The 14915-nt window shown below is 74.0% G+C and carries 16 protein-coding genes; 11 read left to right on the plus strand and 5 right to left on the minus strand.

The genetic code is table 11. The features are described 5' to 3' along the window. Positions 1 to 16: 16 nt before the first annotated feature. From HDA31_RS18045 to HDA31_RS18085, 9 genes are all read left to right on the plus strand, one after another. Positions 17 to 1279: a Gfo/Idh/MocA family protein gene (locus tag HDA31_RS18045; protein WP_246384554.1), complete on the plus strand. Its 1263-nt coding sequence runs from the start codon at positions 17 to 19 to the stop codon at positions 1277 to 1279. A 23-nt stretch (positions 1280 to 1302) separates the two neighbouring features. Continuing rightward, positions 1303 to 2538 (plus strand): ABC transporter substrate-binding protein, encoded by a 1236-nt coding sequence (locus HDA31_RS18050; protein WP_178064280.1) that lies wholly within the window; start codon positions 1303 to 1305, stop codon positions 2536 to 2538. A 91-nt stretch (positions 2539 to 2629) separates the two neighbouring features. Then, on the plus strand, positions 2630 to 3532 hold the full coding sequence (locus HDA31_RS18055; protein WP_074475982.1) for a carbohydrate ABC transporter permease: 903 nt from the start codon (positions 2630 to 2632) through the stop codon (positions 3530 to 3532). Then, a complete protein-coding gene (locus HDA31_RS33050) occupies positions 3529 to 4422 on the plus strand; it encodes a carbohydrate ABC transporter permease (protein WP_077937264.1) in 894 nt (297 codons plus the stop codon). The genes HDA31_RS18055 and HDA31_RS33050 overlap by 4 nt, the downstream gene beginning before the upstream one ends. A gap of 5 nt (positions 4423 to 4427) precedes the next feature. Beyond that, positions 4428 to 5450, plus strand: coding sequence for an NAD-dependent epimerase/dehydratase family protein (locus HDA31_RS18065; protein WP_219825025.1), 1023 nt, complete (start codon positions 4428 to 4430; stop codon positions 5448 to 5450). 2 nt (positions 5451 to 5452) lie between these two features. Further along, positions 5453 to 6460: a dihydrodipicolinate synthase family protein gene (locus HDA31_RS18070; protein WP_219825024.1), complete on the plus strand. Its 1008-nt coding sequence runs from the start codon at positions 5453 to 5455 to the stop codon at positions 6458 to 6460. After that, positions 6444 to 7523 carry a hydroxyacid dehydrogenase gene (locus HDA31_RS18075; RefSeq protein ID WP_178064278.1) on the plus strand — a complete coding sequence of 360 codons (1080 nt, stop codon included), beginning with the start codon at positions 6444 to 6446 and terminating at the stop codon, positions 7521 to 7523. Before HDA31_RS18070 ends, HDA31_RS18075 begins: the two co-directional genes overlap by 17 nt. Positions 7524 to 7599: 76 nt before the next feature. After that, positions 7600 to 8430: a fumarylacetoacetate hydrolase family protein gene (locus HDA31_RS18080; RefSeq protein WP_425488121.1), complete on the plus strand. Its 831-nt coding sequence runs from the start codon at positions 7600 to 7602 to the stop codon at positions 8428 to 8430. After that, positions 8427 to 9371 carry a GNAT family N-acetyltransferase gene (locus HDA31_RS18085; protein WP_178064276.1) on the plus strand — a complete coding sequence of 315 codons (945 nt, stop codon included), beginning with the start codon at positions 8427 to 8429 and terminating at the stop codon, positions 9369 to 9371. Before HDA31_RS18080 ends, HDA31_RS18085 begins: the two co-directional genes overlap by 4 nt. Before the next feature lie 67 nt (positions 9372 to 9438). On the opposite strand, the gene HDA31_RS18090 is transcribed toward HDA31_RS18085, so the two are convergent. The 4 genes from HDA31_RS18090 to HDA31_RS18105 form a co-directional block, all read right to left on the minus strand. Beyond that, a complete protein-coding gene (locus tag HDA31_RS18090; protein ID WP_178064275.1) occupies positions 9439 to 10308 on the minus strand; it encodes an NAD(P)-dependent oxidoreductase in 870 nt (289 codons plus the stop codon). A 259-nt stretch (positions 10309 to 10567) separates the two neighbouring features. Further along, positions 10568 to 10750, minus strand: a complete 183-nt coding sequence (locus HDA31_RS18095; protein WP_178064274.1) for a hypothetical protein — start codon at positions 10748 to 10750, stop codon at positions 10568 to 10570. An 86-nt stretch (positions 10751 to 10836) separates the two neighbouring features. Next, positions 10837 to 11457 (minus strand): hypothetical protein, encoded by a 621-nt coding sequence (locus HDA31_RS18100; RefSeq protein WP_178064273.1) that lies wholly within the window; start codon positions 11455 to 11457, stop codon positions 10837 to 10839. 149 nt (positions 11458 to 11606) lie between these two features. Further along, complete coding sequence (locus tag HDA31_RS18105) at positions 11607 to 12599, minus strand: hypothetical protein (protein WP_178064272.1); 993 nt, start codon at positions 12597 to 12599, stop codon at positions 11607 to 11609. Between the two features lie 182 nt (positions 12600 to 12781). Here HDA31_RS18105 and HDA31_RS18110 point away from each other — a divergent pair, with 182 nt between their 5' ends. Next, on the plus strand, positions 12782 to 13123 hold the full coding sequence (locus HDA31_RS18110) for a PadR family transcriptional regulator (RefSeq protein ID WP_074475975.1): 342 nt from the start codon (positions 12782 to 12784) through the stop codon (positions 13121 to 13123). Next, on the plus strand, positions 13120 to 14073 hold the full coding sequence (locus HDA31_RS18115; RefSeq protein ID WP_074475974.1) for a permease prefix domain 1-containing protein: 954 nt from the start codon (positions 13120 to 13122) through the stop codon (positions 14071 to 14073). The genes HDA31_RS18110 and HDA31_RS18115 overlap by 4 nt, the downstream gene beginning before the upstream one ends. Before the next feature lie 69 nt (positions 14074 to 14142). Here the strand turns inward: HDA31_RS18115 and HDA31_RS18120 are convergent, their stop codons facing one another. Beyond that, on the minus strand, positions 14143 to 14892 hold the full coding sequence (locus HDA31_RS18120; RefSeq protein ID WP_178064271.1) for a YebC/PmpR family DNA-binding transcriptional regulator: 750 nt from the start codon (positions 14890 to 14892) through the stop codon (positions 14143 to 14145). Positions 14893 to 14915: the final 23 nt, after the last annotated feature.

A 14915-nucleotide genomic window follows, 5' to 3' on the forward strand; every position in this document is an offset into this window, starting at 1 on the left:
GAAGGCGAGGAGCCAGGTGCGACAGCAGGACCGGCCGGTGCGGGTGGCGCTGGCGGGCGCGGGCAACCGGGGCCAGACGTACGCCCGCTGGGTGGCCGCCAACCCGGCGCGGGCGCGACTCGTCGCGGTCGCCGACCCGCGGCCCCACCAGCGGGGTCTGATCACCGCCGCCCACCCGGGCGCGGCGGAGTTCGCCGACTGGCGGGACCTGCTGGCGGCGGACCCGGCGGTCGACGCGGTCGTCGTCGCCACCCAGGACCGGATGCACGTCGAGCCGGCCGTCGCGTTCGCCAAGGCCGGCCGGCACCTGCTGGTGGAGAAGCCGCTCGCGCCGACGGCCGACGAGTGCCGGGAGATCGTCGACGCGGTACGCGCCACCGGCGTGCTCTTCGCCGTCTGCCACGTGCTGCGGTACACCCCCTACACCGACCTGGTGAAGCGGGTGGTGGACAGCGGGGTGCTGGGCGAGATCGTCAGCGTCCAGCACCTCGAACCGGTCGGCTGGTGGCACTACGCCCACTCCTACGTGCGCGGCCCCTGGCGGCGGGAGGAGCTGGCCACCCCGATGCTGCTGGCCAAGTCCAGCCACGACCTGGACTGGCTCGGCTACGTCACCGGCCGGCGCATCGAGCGCGTCGCCAGCTTCGGCGGGCTGCGCCACTTCCGGCCCGACCAGGCACCGGCCGGCGCGGCCGCCCGGTGCCTGGACTGCCCGGTCGAACCGGGCTGCCCCTACTCCGCGCCGAAGCTGTACCTGCCGGTGCTGCGCGAGCACGGGCCGATCTGGCCGGTCAGCGTGGTCACCGACGGCACCGACGAGGCCGCGCTGGTCGAGGCGCTGCGCACCGGCCCGTACGGGCGGTGCGTGTACTCCGGCGACAACGACGTCGTCGACCACCAGGTCGTGGCGATGGAACTGACCGGCGGCGTCACCGCCACGTTCACCATGACCGCCTTCACCGAACAGACCCACCGGCAGACCCAGCTGTTCGGCACCCACGGCTCCCTGTCCGGCGACGGCGAGCGGGTCCGGGTGCACGACTTCCGCACCGACCGGATCGAGGTCCTCGACGCCGGCACGGTCGGCGGGTCCACCGCCGCCGACGACCACGGCGGCGGCGACACCGGGCTGATGGACGCCTTCGTCCGCGCCGTGGCCACCGGCGACCGCCACCACATCCGGTCCGGGCTGGACGAGACCCTCGCCAGCCACCTCGCGGTCTTCGCCGCCGAGACGGCCCGGCACACCGGCACGGTCGTGACCGTGCCCGCGCAGTGAACCACTTCGAGAGGAACGCACAGATGAGACTTCGCAGGTTCGCACCGGTCGCGGCCGTCGCGCTGGCGGCCGGGCTGCTCACCGCCTGCGGCGGCGGCTCCGAGGCCGGCGGCGACAGGCAGAGCGTCACCATGTGGATCTACCCGGTGGTCCCCGACGAGGCCACCCACAAGGGCTTCTGGGACAAGCAGGTCGCCGCGTTCAAGGCCGACCACCCGGACGTCGACGTCAAGGTCGAGATCTTCCCGTGGGCCAAGCGGGAGGAGTCGCTGACGGCGGCGATCGCCGGCGGCAAGGGCCCGGACGTCGTCTACCTGATCCCCGACCAGCTCGGCAAGTTCCAGAAGATGATCGAGCCGGTGGACGACTACCTGCCCGCCGACGCGAAGGCCGACTACCGGGAGAACGTCCGGACCGCCGTCACCCTCGACGGCAAGATGCTCGGCGCGCCGCTGCTGACCAGCAGCAACCCGCTGATGTGCAACGCGAAGGTGTTCGCCGCCGCCGGGCTCACCGAATACCCGAAGACCTGGGCCGACCTGCTGGCCCTCGCGCCGAAGCTGAAGGCGAAGGGCTTCGACGCCACCAACTACTACGCCGACCCGAGCGCCACGCTCAACCAGTCCTTCTACCCGCTGCTCTGGCAGGCCGGGGGCGACGTGTTCACCGCCGACGGCACGTCCGTGGCCTTCGCCGGGCCCGAGGGCGTCAAGGCGCTGACCTTCCTCAAGCAGCTCGTCGACGGCGGCTACGTCCAGAAGGACCTGATCACCAGCATCCCGGCGTTCGAGCAGACCAACGTGGCGAAGAACAAGGTCGCCTGCACCTGGCAGCACGTCCCCGCCGACGTGGAGCAGTTCTGGGGCAAGGAGAACATCAAGATCTTCCCGCCGCTGAGCGACGTGAAGAGCGTCGGCTACGGCACCGTGGGCAGCCTGTCGATCCTCAAGGGCAGCAAGGCCAAGAAGGCCGCGGGCGAGTGGATCACCTTCGTCACCGCGCCGGCGGTCGCCTCCGCGTACGACGTCGCCGGCGGCTACTTCTCCGCCAAGACCTCCGCCGGGTCGCTGTACCCGCAGGACCCGGTGAGCACCGAGATGGAGAAGACCCTGGGCGCCACCACGGTCGGCCCGCTCCACGAGAAGAGCCGCGAGGTGATGGGCGTGCTCGCCCCCGAGATCCAGGCCGCCCTGATCGGCAAGAAGACCCCGGAGCAGGCGCTCGCCGACGCGGCGAAGGCCGCCGACGCGCTGCTCTGAGCCCCGCCGGCCCGCCGCGGTGCGGCGGCGGGCCGGGCACCACCACACCGGCCCGACCGGCCGGTGTCGAACCTGCGAAGAGGATGGCGAGATGGCCGTACCTGCTCAGCTGCCGGCCCGCAGAGCCCGGCGGGTGATCGCCCGGCGCGAGGCACGATGGGGTCTGCTCTTCGTCCTCCCCGCGTTCCTGCTGTTCCTGGCGTTCCGCTTCGGCCCGGCGATCGCCGGCCTGGTGCTCGGCTTCATGGACTACACGATCGGCGGCGACGCCGAATGGACCGGCCTCGACAACGCCCGGCGGCTGGTCGACGACCCGGTCTTCTGGCAGGCGCTGCGGGTCACCGCCGGCTACACCGTGCTGTACGTGCCGCTGACCGTCGCCGCGTCGGTCGGGCTGGCGCTGCTGGTCCGGCGCGGCTTCCGCGGCGTCGGCCTGTTCCGGTCGGTGTTCTTCCTGCCGGTGGTCACCAGCCTGGTGCTGGTCGCCACGATCTTCTCCTGGGTGTTCTCCTCCGACGGCCCGTGGTCGCGGATCCTCGGCTGGGTCGGCCTGCCCGACGACTCCTGGCTGGCCTCCAGCACGCTGGTGCTGCCGGCGCTCGCCCTGGTCGGCGTCTGGTCGCACTTCGGCTACGGCATGCTGATCGTGCTGGCCCGCCTCCAGGACCTGCCCCGCGAGCAGGAGGAGGCCGCGCTCACCGACGGCGCCGGCCCGTGGCAGCGGTTCCGCTGGATCGTGCTGCCCCAGCTCAAGCCCGTGCTGTTCTTCCTGCTGGTGATCGAGACGACCGCCTCGTTCCAGGTCTTCGACCTGGTGTACGCGATGACCGGCGGGGGCCCCGCCCGCGCCAGCTACACCCTCGTCATGGCCCTGTACGACCAGGGCTTCAAGTACTTCGACCTCGGCTACGCCAGCGCGATCGGGGTGGCCCTGTTCGTGATGACGCTGGTCGTCGCGCTGATCCAGCGGCTGACCCTCGGGAGGGACAAGTGACCGCCACGACCACCGCCCCCGCGCCCACCCCGGCGCCCCCGCCGCGCCGCCGGCGGCGCTCGTACCGGGCCCTGCAACCCGGGCCCGGCGGCGTCGTGCTGCGCTACGTGCTGCTCGCCGTGGCCAGCGTGGTCACGCTGTTCCCGTTCTACGCGATGGTGGTGCTGAGCCTCAAGCCCGCCGCCGCCGTCGAGTTCCCCGGCAGCCTGCTGCCCTGGCCGATCGAGTTCGACGCGTACGCGACGGTGCTCGACTCGCGGGACATCCTGCGGTGGCTGCTGAACACCACCATCTACTCGGTGGTCAGCGTCGTCGCGGTGCTGCTGCTGGCCGCCATGGCCGGGTACGCGTTCGCGAAGAAGCGCTTCCCCGGCCGGGAGACCATGTTCTGGTCGTTCCTGGCGATGGTGATGGTCCCGTACCACGTCACCCTCATCCCCACCTTCATCCTCATCGCCAAGGTCGGCGGGGTCGACACGTACTGGGGGCTGATCCTGCCCACCCTGGCGAACGCGCAGGCGGTGTTCCTGATGCGGCAGTTCATCCAGGGCCTGCCCGACGAGCTCTTCGAGGCGGCAAAGATCGACGGCGCGTCCGAGTGGCGGATGTTCGTGCGGATCGTGCTGCCGCTGTGCAAGCCGATCCTGGCCACCCTCGGCGTGTTCGTCTTCCTGTGGCACTGGAACGACCTGCTCTGGCCGCTGATCATCGGGCAGAGCGGGGACATGCGCACCCTCACCGTCGGCATCGCCTCCCTCCAGAAGGAGCAGGTGCCGCTCAACGTCATGCTCGCCGGCTCGGTCGTCGCATTCGTGCCGATCTTCGCCGCCTACCTCGTGGGCCAGCGGTACTTCACCGAGGGCGTCACGATGTCCGGAATCAAGGGATGAGTGCAGTGTTCACTAGTCAGTCCGAGTTGGAGGAGCGGCTCGCCCGGCCCTCGGCGGCGCTCGTCGCCGACCTGGCCGGCGGCGCCGGCGACCTGGTGGTCCTCGGCGCCGGGGGCAAGATGGGTCCGTCGCTGTGCCGGCTGGCCCGCCGGGGGCTCGACGCCGCCGGCCGCACCGGCGACCGGGTGTACGCCGTGTCGCGCTGGTCGGACCGGGCGACCGCCGCCGCGCTGGCCGCCGACGGGGTGGAGCCGGTCGCGTTCGACCTGCTCGGCGACGGCGACCTGGCCGGGCTGCCCGACGCCGCCGACGTGGTGTTCATGGTGGGCGCGAAGTTCGGCACCGCCAGCGCCCCCTACCTGGCCTGGGTGGTCAACGCGGTGCTGCCCGCGGCGGTGGCCCGGCGTTACCCGGCGGCCCGGATCGCCGCCTTCTCCACCGGCAACGTCTACCCGATGGTGCCGGTGGGCACCGGCGGCTGCGTGGAGACCGACCCGACCGGGCCGCTCGGCGACTACGCGATGAGCTGCCTCGGCCGCGAGCAGGTGTTCGCGCACGCCGCCGCCACGCGGGACACCCCGGTCGCGGTGCTGCGGCTCAACTACGCGGTCGACCTGCGCTACGGGGTGCTCGCCGACATCGGCCACGCGGTGCTCGCCGGGGAGCCGGTCGACGTCACCACCGGCCACGTCAACGTGGTCTGGCAGGGCTACGCCAACGAGGTGGCGCTGCGCGCGCTCGGGCACGCCAGCACCGACGTGTTCACCCTGAACCTGACCGGCCCGGAGACCGCCCCGGTGCGCCGGATCGCCGCCCGGATGGGCGAGCGCCTCGGCCGGCCGGTCGGCTACACCGGCGAGGAGGCGTCGACCGCACTGCTCAACGACGCCACTCGCTGCCACGCGCTGTTCGGCTACCCGGACGTCGCGCTGGGCACCCTGATCGACTGGCAGGCCGACTGGCTGGCCGCCGGCCTGCCCACCTCGGGCAAGCCCACCAGGTTCGCCGTCCGCGACGGGAGGTTCTGACCGTGTCCCTGGACCTGCTGCGCGCGGGGACCGTCATCCCCGCGCACCCGCTCGCGCTGACCGCCGACCGCCGCCTCGACGAGCGGCGGCAGCGCGCGCTGACCCGCTACTACCTGGCCGCCGGGGCCGGTGGCCTCGCCGTCGGCGTGCACACCACCCAGTTCACGATCCGGCAGGCCGGCCTGCTGCGGCCGGTGCTCGCCCTGGCCGCCGAGACCGTCGACGCCGAGGCCGGGCGGCCCGTGGTGAAGGTCGCCGGGGCGTGCGGTGACACCGCCCAGGCCGTCGCCGAGGCCGAACTCGCCGCCGGCCTCGGCTACCACGCCGTGCTGCTGTCCCCCGTCGTGCCGGGGGCCGACGAGGCGTACCTGCTCCGGCGCGCCCGGGCGGTCGGCGAGGTGCTGCCGGTCGTCGGCTTCTACCTCCAGCCGGCCATCGGCGGGCCGCGTCTGTCCCCGGCCTTCTGGCGCGCGTTCGCCGACCTGCCGTCGGTCGTCGCGGTGAAGCTGGCCCCGTTCGACCGGTACCGCACCCTGGAGGCGGTACGCGGGATCGCCGCCGCCGACCGGGGCGCGGAGGTGGCCCTCTACACCGGCAACGACGACCACATCGTCGGTGACCTGCTCGGCGAGTTCGCCGGCCGCCGGTTCGCCGGCGGGCTGCTCGGCCAGTGGGCGGTGTGGACCCGCGCCGCCGTCGGGCTGTTCGCGCGGGCCCGCGCGGCCCGGGACGGCGACGCGGCGGCGCTGGCGGAGCTGACCCGCCGGAGCGCGGCGGTCACCGACGCGAACGCGGCGGTGTTCGACGCCGCCAACGGCTTCCACGGCTGCATCGCCGGGGTGCACGAGGTGCTGCGCCGGCAGGGGCTGCTCGACGGGGTGTGGTGCCTCGACCCGGCCGAGGGGCTGTCGCCCGGCCAGGCGGAGGAGCTGACCCGGGTGAGCGCCGCCTACCCGTGGCTGACCGACGACGACTTCGTCGCGGAGCACCGCGATGGCTGGCTCCGGTGAGCAGCGGGCAGCCGCCGGGCCGGCAGGCGGCCCGGCGGTGACCCCGCCCACCGGCGCGCGCCGCCCGGTCACCGTGGTCAGCGTGCCCGCCGCGCTGCGGGCCCAGTTCTTCCCCGACCGGGTCGGCGACCGGCTGGCCGCGGCCACCGACGCCACCCTCGTCGACGACCACGCGGCGCTCACCGGCGTCGACCTGGCGTCGGTGCTGGCCCGGGCCGAGGTGCTGGTCACCTCCTGGGGTGTGCCACGGCTCGACGCGGCCCTGCTCGACCGGGCCCCGGCGCTGCGGCTGGTCGCGCACACCGGGGCGTCGGTCAAGCCGTTCGTGACCGCCGAGCTGTTCGCCCGCGGCGTCGCGGTCACCCAGGCCGGGCAGGGCATGGCCCGGTCGGTGGCCGAGGTCGCCCTCACGTTCACCCTGGCCCTGCTGCACCAGACGCCCCGCTTCGACCACGCCCTGCACGCGGGCGCCGGGTGGCACCGGGCGGAGCAGGCGCCGCCCCGGCACGAGATCCTCGGCTGCCCGGTCGGCGTCGTCGGCGCGTCCCGCACCGGGCGGGCGTACCTGGAACTGGTCCGTGCCCTCGGCGCGGAGGTCAGCGTCTGCGACCCGACCCTGACCCCGGCGGACGCCGCCCGGCTCGGCGCCCGGCTGGTCGGCCTGGACGAGCTGCTCGCCGGCAGCCGCATCGTCGCGCTGCACGCGCCGACCCTGCCGGAGACCCGGCACCTGCTCGGCGCCCGCGAGCTGGCGCTGCTGCCCGACGGCGCCGGGCTGGTCAACACCGCCCGGTCCTGGCTGGTCGACGAGGCGGCGCTCGTCGCGGAGCTGACCCGCGGCCGGATCGACGCCGCCCTGGACGTCTTCGACGAGGAGCCGCTGCCCACCGGCCATCCCCTGCGGGGGCTGCCCAACGTGCTGCTCACCCCGCACCAGGCCGCCGGCACCGTGCAGGGCCGCCGGCGGCAGGGCGAGATCGTCGTCGACGAGATCGTCCGGTACGCCAGTGGGCGGCCCCTCGCCCACGCGGTCACGCCCGAGCTGCTCACCCGGACCGGCTGACCGGCGCGGCCACCCCCCACCACCGGGGCCCGTCGAGGGGCCCGCCGCACCATCTGGAGAGGACACCATGAAGTTCATGCGGATCGGCCCGGTCGGCGCCGAACGGCCGGTGCTGTTCGACGGCACCGACCACTTCGACCTGAGCGGGGTCACCGCCGACATCGACGCGGCGTTCCTCGCCGGGGACCCCGTGGCGCGGGTGCGGGCGGCCGGTCCGCTGCCGCGTCTCGACGTGACCGGGGAGCGGGTCGGCGCGCCGATCGCCCGGCCCGGCGCGGTGCTCTGCATCGGGCAGAACTACGCCGCGCACGCCGCCGAGTCCGGCGTCGCCCCGCCCGAGCGGCCGATCCTGTTCCACAAACCACCCAACACCGTCGTCGGCCCGCACGACCGGGTGCTGATCCCCCGCGGCTCGACCCGGACCGACTGGGAGGTCGAGCTGGCCGTGGTGATCGGCAAACCGGCCCGCTACCTCGACTCGCCCGCCGAAGCCCTCGACCACGTGGCCGGATACGCGGTCGCCAACGACGTCTCCGAGCGGGACTACCAGTTCGCCGACCCCGGCGGCCAGTGGGCCACGGGCAAGTCGTGCGAGACCTTCAACCCGCTCGGCCCCTGGCTGGTCACCCCGGACGAGGTGGGCGACCCGCAGGCGCTGCGGCTGCGCTCGTGGGTCAACGGCGCGCCACGGCAGGACTCCCGCACCGCCGACATGATCTTCGACGTGGCGTACCTGATCTGGCACCTCTCCCAGTTCACCGTGCTCGAACCCGGCGACCTGGTCAACACCGGCACCCCGCAGGGGGTGGCGCTCTCCGGCCGGTTCCCCTACCTCGCCGCCGGCGACGTGATGGAGATGGAGATCGACGGACTCGGCCGGCAGCGCACCGAACTCGCACCGGCGTGACCGCCCCGGTCGCGTACCGTCCGGCCACCGCGGCGGACGTGCCGTCGCTGCACGCCACCTGGGCGGAGGCGTTCGACGACGCGCACGTCGTCCGGCTGTGGTCCGGCGACCCCGGCCGCCTTCCGCGTACCTTCGTGGCGGTGCAGGCCGGGACGGTCGTCGCCGCCGTCTACTACCTGCCCCGCCGGATCCGGGACGCCGCCGGCGGTGTCGACCTGGTCGGCGGCGTCGCCAACGTGGCCACCCGGCTCCGGGCGCGGGGGCGCGGGCACGTCCGCCGCCTGCTCGACCTGGCCGTCACGGCGATGGCCGCGGACGGCTGCGCCTGGTCGCTGCTGTTCACCGGCACGCCCGGCGTGTACGCGTCCAGCGGCTACCGGCCCTTCGCCCTGCGCTACCCGGCCGGGCGGCCGGCGGCGGCCACGGCCACGGCCCCACCGGCGGGCTGGACGGTGCGGGCGGAACCCGGGGTGGACTGGGCGGAGCTGGCCCCGGTGCACGCGGCGTTCAACGCCGACCGGCCGCTGAGCACCGTGCGGGACGCCGACGACTGGCGGCTCCGGGTGCCGGTCTGGTATTCCCCGCCCACCGAACTGCTGGTGGCCCGCCACCGGGGCCGGGTGGCGGGCTACCTGGCCGCGCACTGGGCTCCCGGGCGCGTCCGGGTGGTCGAGACCGCCGCCCTGCCCGACCGGCCGGACGCCCTGCCCGCCCTGTTCCGCGCCGTCGCCCGCGCCGCCGCCGCGCGCGACGTGCGGCACTGCGTGGCCCGGCTGCCCGCCGACCCGGCGATCGACGCCGCGCTGCCGTTCCTGCTGGCCGCCCCGGCGGCGGAGGCCGACACCACCGGGATGGTCCGGCCGGTCCACGCGACACCCGACCACGTCGCCGCGATCACGGCGGCGCCCGGGGCGTTCCACTGGCCGGCCGACTACCTGTGACGGCACGCCACACCCGGCCCCGCCGCCGTCGACCTCGTCCGTGCCGCCGCGCGGGGCGGTTGCCGGGTCACGGGGTGAAGCTGGCGTAGTAGGACGCCCCCATGTCCTTCCCGCCGTGCCCCTGCGCCGCCGCGCGCCGGAACCGCTCCGCGCCGGCGGCCACCACGTCGAGGCGTACGCCGTGGTCCTCGCCCGCCGCGACGATCAGCCGGGCGTCCTTCTCGGCGGTCTCCACCGCGAAGCTCGCCGGCGACAGCCGGCCCTGCCGCACGAGGTCGGCCTTGGCGTGCAGGTAGCCCATGTCGAGCGGGCCGCCCCCGATCACCTCGAAGAAGCGGTCCGGGTCGACGCCGAGCGCCCCGGCCAGCGCGAGCATCTCCGCCGCGCCGTGCGTCACCGTGAGCACCCAGCTGTTGGCCACCAGCTTCAACCGGGTGCCGTCGCCCCGCGCGCCGTCCTCGCCCAGCCACACCACCCGGGCCGCGATCGCGTCGAGCACCGGGGCGAGCCGCTCCCGGCCGGCGTGCGGCCCGGCGGCGAGCACGGTCAACTGGCCGGCCTCGGCCGGCTGCCGGGTGCCGAGCACCGGCGCGTCGTAGAAGGCCACCGAGTGCTCGGCGGCGGTCGCGGCGAGCCCGGCCACGTCGCCCAGGCTCGCGGTGGTCGTCTGCAACCAGAGCGCGCCCGCCCTCAGCCCCGGCGCGGCCTGCCCGATCACGTCGCGCACCGTGCCGCCGTCGTACAGCATCGTGATGATCACGTCGGCGTCGCGGACGGCGTCGGCCGGCGAGTCCGCCACGGTCGCGCCGGTCCCCGCCGCCTTCTCCGCAGACCGGTTCCACACGCGCACGGCGTGCCCCGCTCGGACGAGATTGCGGGCCATGGCGGCACCCATGATGCCCGTGCCCAGGACGCTGACGGTCAACTTTTCGGTCATGGACCCATCCTTGCCTACGGCCGGTCCCCGTCGGTCGCGCCGGACGCGACCCGCAGGGTGGCTCCGGGCCCTCCCGGTGCGGCTAGCCGGGCGAGGTGACCGTCGGGAGCACGGCGAGCAGCTTCTCGATCCGCTCGGTGCCCGGCTGGTGGCAGTCCGAGGTTGTTGTGGTTGACGGCGACGCCGGCGGTGCGGCGGATCCGCCGGTTCAGCTCCAGCGCCTGTTCCATGACCCGCAGGGCCTCGCGCGGCTGGCCGGTCATCCGGAAGACCGGCCCCAGGTTGCCCAGACGACCAGCCGGCCGGCGTCGCAGCCGGGACAGGCGTACAGGTCGGTCCAGCGGTGGTAGACCCGGTGCCCCGGCTGCCCGTGCGGCACGCCCGACAGGTCGACGCGGACCAGGCGGCTCTCCCGGTCGCCGCAGGCGGCGCAGCCGCCCATCGTCCTCCCTCCGCGTCGGCGGCCGACGTCGGGCGGCGGCGCAGTCCGTGCCTGTCGGCGACAGCTCAGGGTACGAGCCGCGAAGGCTACCCGTGGGACGGAGTCGCGTGGGCCCCCGTGCCGTACTCGTACCGCAGGCCGGCGTCTGCGATGAGCCGGCCGGCGTGCGGCAGCACGGGGTGCGCGCCGATCCTGCTCACGGCCATCCGGCGGATCACCCGGTTCAGCCTGCCTGAGGCGCGGCTGACCGCCGGCCAGTCCCACGCGGCGGGATCGCCCAGTCGGGGCACGGTCGCCGCCCACGCCGCGGCCCGCTTCTCCGAGTTGTGGTTGGTGTGGCTCCAGCGCAGCTCCTGCGCGCCGAACGGCCCGCCGTAGTGGAGCTGGACGAGCCCCCAGCCTTCGCAGCAGTGCCGGAACGTCGGGTCGCCCGGCGCCTCCGCGAGAAGGTCGATCCGGCTGACCGTCGGCTCCGGCCCGGAGCCGACGACGAACAACTCCAGGTGTCGTGCCCGAGGCGCGGCGGCGGCCTCGGCGGCGGCTCGGAACTCGCGCAGCTCGCAGCCGGGCTCGGAGTCGGACTCGAAGACACGGAACAGGCCCAGCTCGAAGACGGCCTCGACGACCGCCAACCAGTCGGCGTCTGCGGCGTAGAAGTCCAGGTTGGGCACCAGCTGATTGTCCCAGTCGGCAGGATCGCCGGTCACCGCCCATCCACGATCCCGGACCGCGGTCCCGCGCGATGACGGGTCGGGTCGGGACCGCATCGGGCCGCCCGGACGCGGGGTGGGACCCGGCCTTCGCCGGGTCCCACCCCGCGCCGCCTCAGCGGCGACAGCCGGTCAGCACGCCCCGGTCAGGACGCCCCGGTCATCCGACGAGAGCGACGGACGGCCAGTACGGCGCCCGCGCCGAGGGTGACCATCCCGGTGCCCAGGCCCAGCGTCCACCACAGCCCCGTTCCGCTGTCACCGGTCACCGGCAGGTGCGGGTGGCGCGTCGGGTATGGCGACGCGGTCGGCGACTGCGTCGGCTGGGTGGGCGACGCCGTGGGCGTCACGGTGGGCGACGCCGTCGGCTGGGTGGGCGACGCCGTCGGCGTCACGGTGGGCGACGCCGACGGCTGCGTCGGGGTGGCCGTCGGCGACGTCGGGGCCAACGGCCGCTCGCAGTTGGCCTCGGCGAGGATGACGGTGCCGACCGGGATGTCGACGACCTGGCCGCCGTCGACCGAGCCCGTCAACTGGACGGTGGCCAGCACCGCGACCGCGGCGGCGGTGTCGGCGGTGGTCTCCTCCACCGCGGTGAGGGTGACGGTGAGGCTGGCCTCGGTCAGGCCGGGCACCACGACGGCGGCGCTGGCGGTCACCCCGGGGGTGTTCGGCACCAGCACGGCGGGCGCGCCGAACAGGGTCAACCCGACGACGTTGGTGTCGGCGGTGAGCGCGCCGCTCTGCGGGCAGTTCACGTCGGCGGTGATCAGGTCGGCGGCGACGACCGGAACGCCCAGGATCCCGAGCGCCAGTTCGGCGATGTCGGCGTTCGCCGACGACGCCGTCGGCCCACGGGTGGCGCTGACCTCCAGCACGGTGCCGCTGGCGGTGACCCCCACCGCACCGGGGATCGTCACGGCGAGCCCGGTGGTGGTGTCGGTGCCGCCGCCGGGCGGCGCGGTCGCGCTGCCGATGGTGGCGTTGGCGGTGATGACCGGCACCCCCAGGACGCTGGCGGAGAGATCCACCACCACACCACGGGCGCTGGCGTCACCAGGTGCCGCGACGGCGGGACCACCGGTCGTCAGGGCGACGAGCCCCGCCATCCCCGCTCCGGCGACGGCAACGGTCGCCACTGATGCCATTCGTCTTACCAGTTTCACGCTCTGCCTCTTGTCCATCTGCCCTCCCGCCCTCGGAAGGAGTACGCCACATGAGGAAAACAGATCTATGCCCCAATGGTGCGTTAAACGGACAAAACGGCAGCGGCAGCCCCGGCGGCTAGCAATATTGTGTGCCACACACTATCGTGTGAGTCGTGGTAAGCGACGACATCCTGCGGACCCATCTCCAGGAGCTGCGCCGGGGCACGGTGGTGGTGGCGAGCCTGGTCGCGCTGCGCCGACCCGACTACGGCTACGCCCTGCTCCAGCGGCTCACCGACCACGGCTTCCCCGTGGACGCCAACACGCTCTACCCTCTGCTGCGCCGACTGGAGGAGCAGGGCCTGCTGACCAGCGAGTGGAACACCGAGGAGAGCCGGCCCCGGAAGTTCTACCGGACCAGCGACGAGGGGGAATCGGTGCTGCGCCTGCTGCTCGCCGACTTCTCCGCCGTGCAGAGATCCCTCACCGGCCTGATCGAAGGAGTGGCCCGATGAGTTCCCTGACCGACCGCTACCTCGCCGCCACGCTGCGGGCGGTGCCCGCCCCGCGCCGGGCGGAGATCGCCGACGAACTGCGGGCCTCCATCGCCGACATGATCGACGGCCGCACCGACGCCGGCCAGGACCGCGAGACCGCCGAACGCGAGGTGCTCACCGAGCTGGGCAACCCCGAACGGCTGGCCGCCCGGTACGCCGACCATCGCCTCCAGCTCATCGGCCCCACCTACTACCTGGCCTGGCGGCGGCTGCTGCGGCTGCTGCTCGCCACCGTGCCGATCGCCATCGGTGCCCTGGTGGCCGTGCTCGACGCCGTCGACGGCGGCAGCGTGGGCTCGGCCATCGGCGTCGGCGTCACCACCGGCATCGAGGTGGTCGTCCAGGTCGCCTTCTGGGTCACGCTCACCTTCGCGGTCGTCGAGCGGCTGAGCCTGCCGGTCCACCTGCCCCGGTGGACCGTCGACCAGCTCCCCGAGGACCGGCCGGCCGGGCGCGCCGCCCCGCTCGCCGACACGGCCGTGTCGATCGCGGCCCTGGTGCTCCTGATCGCGTTCCTGCCCTGGCAGCACTTCCGGTCCTGGGTGCGCGACGACGCGGGCGACCACATCCCGGTGCTCGACCCCGCGCTGTGGCGGTTCTGGCTGCCGGCGCTCATCGCCCTGCTGGTCGCCGAGATCGCCCTCCAGGTGGCCAGGCACCGGGCCGGCCGCTGGACCTGGCCGCTGGTCGCCACGAAGGTCACCCTCGACCTGGCGTTCGCGGTGCCGGTGGCCTGGCTCGTCCTCACCGACCGGCTGCTCAACCCCGAGTTCGTGCAGCGCGTCGACTGGCTGCGCGACGGCGCCAACCTCGACGTCGTCTACACGATCGCCCTGGTCGCGGTGGTGGCGTCGCTGGTGCGCAACACGGTGGCCATCGCCGGGCAGGCCCGCCGCCGGGCCGCCTGAGGCCCCGCGCCCGGGCCGGTCCGCCACCTGCGGGCCGGCCCGGGCGGCGCGCCACCCGGGCGCGAAGGGTCAGCCGACCGCCGCCATGACCTCGTCGGAGACGTCGAAGTTCGCGTAGACGTTCTGCACGTCGTCGCAGTCCTCCAGGACGTCGATCAGCTTGAAGACCTTGCGCGCGCCGTCCTCGTCCAGCTGCACGTTGACGCTGGGGACGAGGGACGACTCGGCCGACTCGTACTCGATGCCGGCGTCCTCCAGGGCGGTGCGGACCGCGATCAGGTCGCCCGGCTCGGAGACCACCTCGTACGCCTCGCCGAGGTCGTTGACCTCCTCCGCGCCCGCGTCGAGGACGGCCAGCATCACGTCGTCCTCGCTGGTGCCGGCCTTGGGGACGATCACCACGCCCTTGCGGGAGAACATGTACGACACCGAGCCGGCGTCGGCGAGCGAACCGCCGTTGCGGGTCAGCGCGGTGCGCACCTCGGTCGCCGCCCGGTTGCGGTTGTCGGTGAGGCACTCGATGAGCATCGCGACGCCGTTCGGGCCGTACCCCTCGTACATGATCGTCTGCCAGTCGGCGCCGCCGGCCTCCAGGCCGGAGCCGCGCTTGACCGCCCGGTCGATGTTGTCGTTCGGTACGGAGTTCTTCTTCGCCTTCTGGATGGCGTCGTAGAGCGTCGGGTTGCCGGCCGGGTCGCCGCCGCCGGTGCGGGCCGCGACCTCGACGTTCTTGATCAGCTTGGCGAACATCTTGCCGCGCTTGGCGTCGATCACGGCCTTCTTGTGCTTGGTGGTCGCCCACTTTGAGTGGCCGGACATCTGCTACCTCCGTCTGTTGATCA

Origin of the sequence: Micromonospora carbonacea, assembly GCF_014205165.1 — a bacterium.
In the GTDB taxonomy this organism is placed as follows: Bacteria; Actinomycetota; Actinomycetes; order Mycobacteriales; family Micromonosporaceae; genus Micromonospora; species Micromonospora carbonacea.

Coding starts and splice junctions, on each gene's coding strand:
- HDA31_RS18050 (WP_178064280.1), top strand. CDS start 1,303: ATGAGACTTCGCAGGTTCGCACCGGTCGCGGCCGTCGCGCTGGCGGCC.
- HDA31_RS18055 (WP_074475982.1), top strand. CDS start 2,630: ATGGCCGTACCTGCTCAGCTGCCGGCCCGCAGAGCCCGGCGGGTGATC.
- HDA31_RS18075 (WP_178064278.1), top strand. CDS start 6,444: ATGGCTGGCTCCGGTGAGCAGCGGGCAGCCGCCGGGCCGGCAGGCGGC.
- HDA31_RS18080 (WP_425488121.1), top strand. CDS start 7,600: ATGCGGATCGGCCCGGTCGGCGCCGAACGGCCGGTGCTGTTCGACGGC.
- HDA31_RS18090 (WP_178064275.1), bottom strand. CDS start 10,308: ATGACCGAAAAGTTGACCGTCAGCGTCCTGGGCACGGGCATCATGGGT.
- HDA31_RS18095 (WP_178064274.1), bottom strand. CDS start 10,750: ATGGGCGGCTGCGCCGCCTGCGGCGACCGGGAGAGCCGCCTGGTCCGC.
- HDA31_RS18115 (WP_074475974.1), top strand. CDS start 13,120: ATGAGTTCCCTGACCGACCGCTACCTCGCCGCCACGCTGCGGGCGGTG.
- HDA31_RS18120 (WP_178064271.1), bottom strand. CDS start 14,892: ATGTCCGGCCACTCAAAGTGGGCGACCACCAAGCACAAGAAGGCCGTG.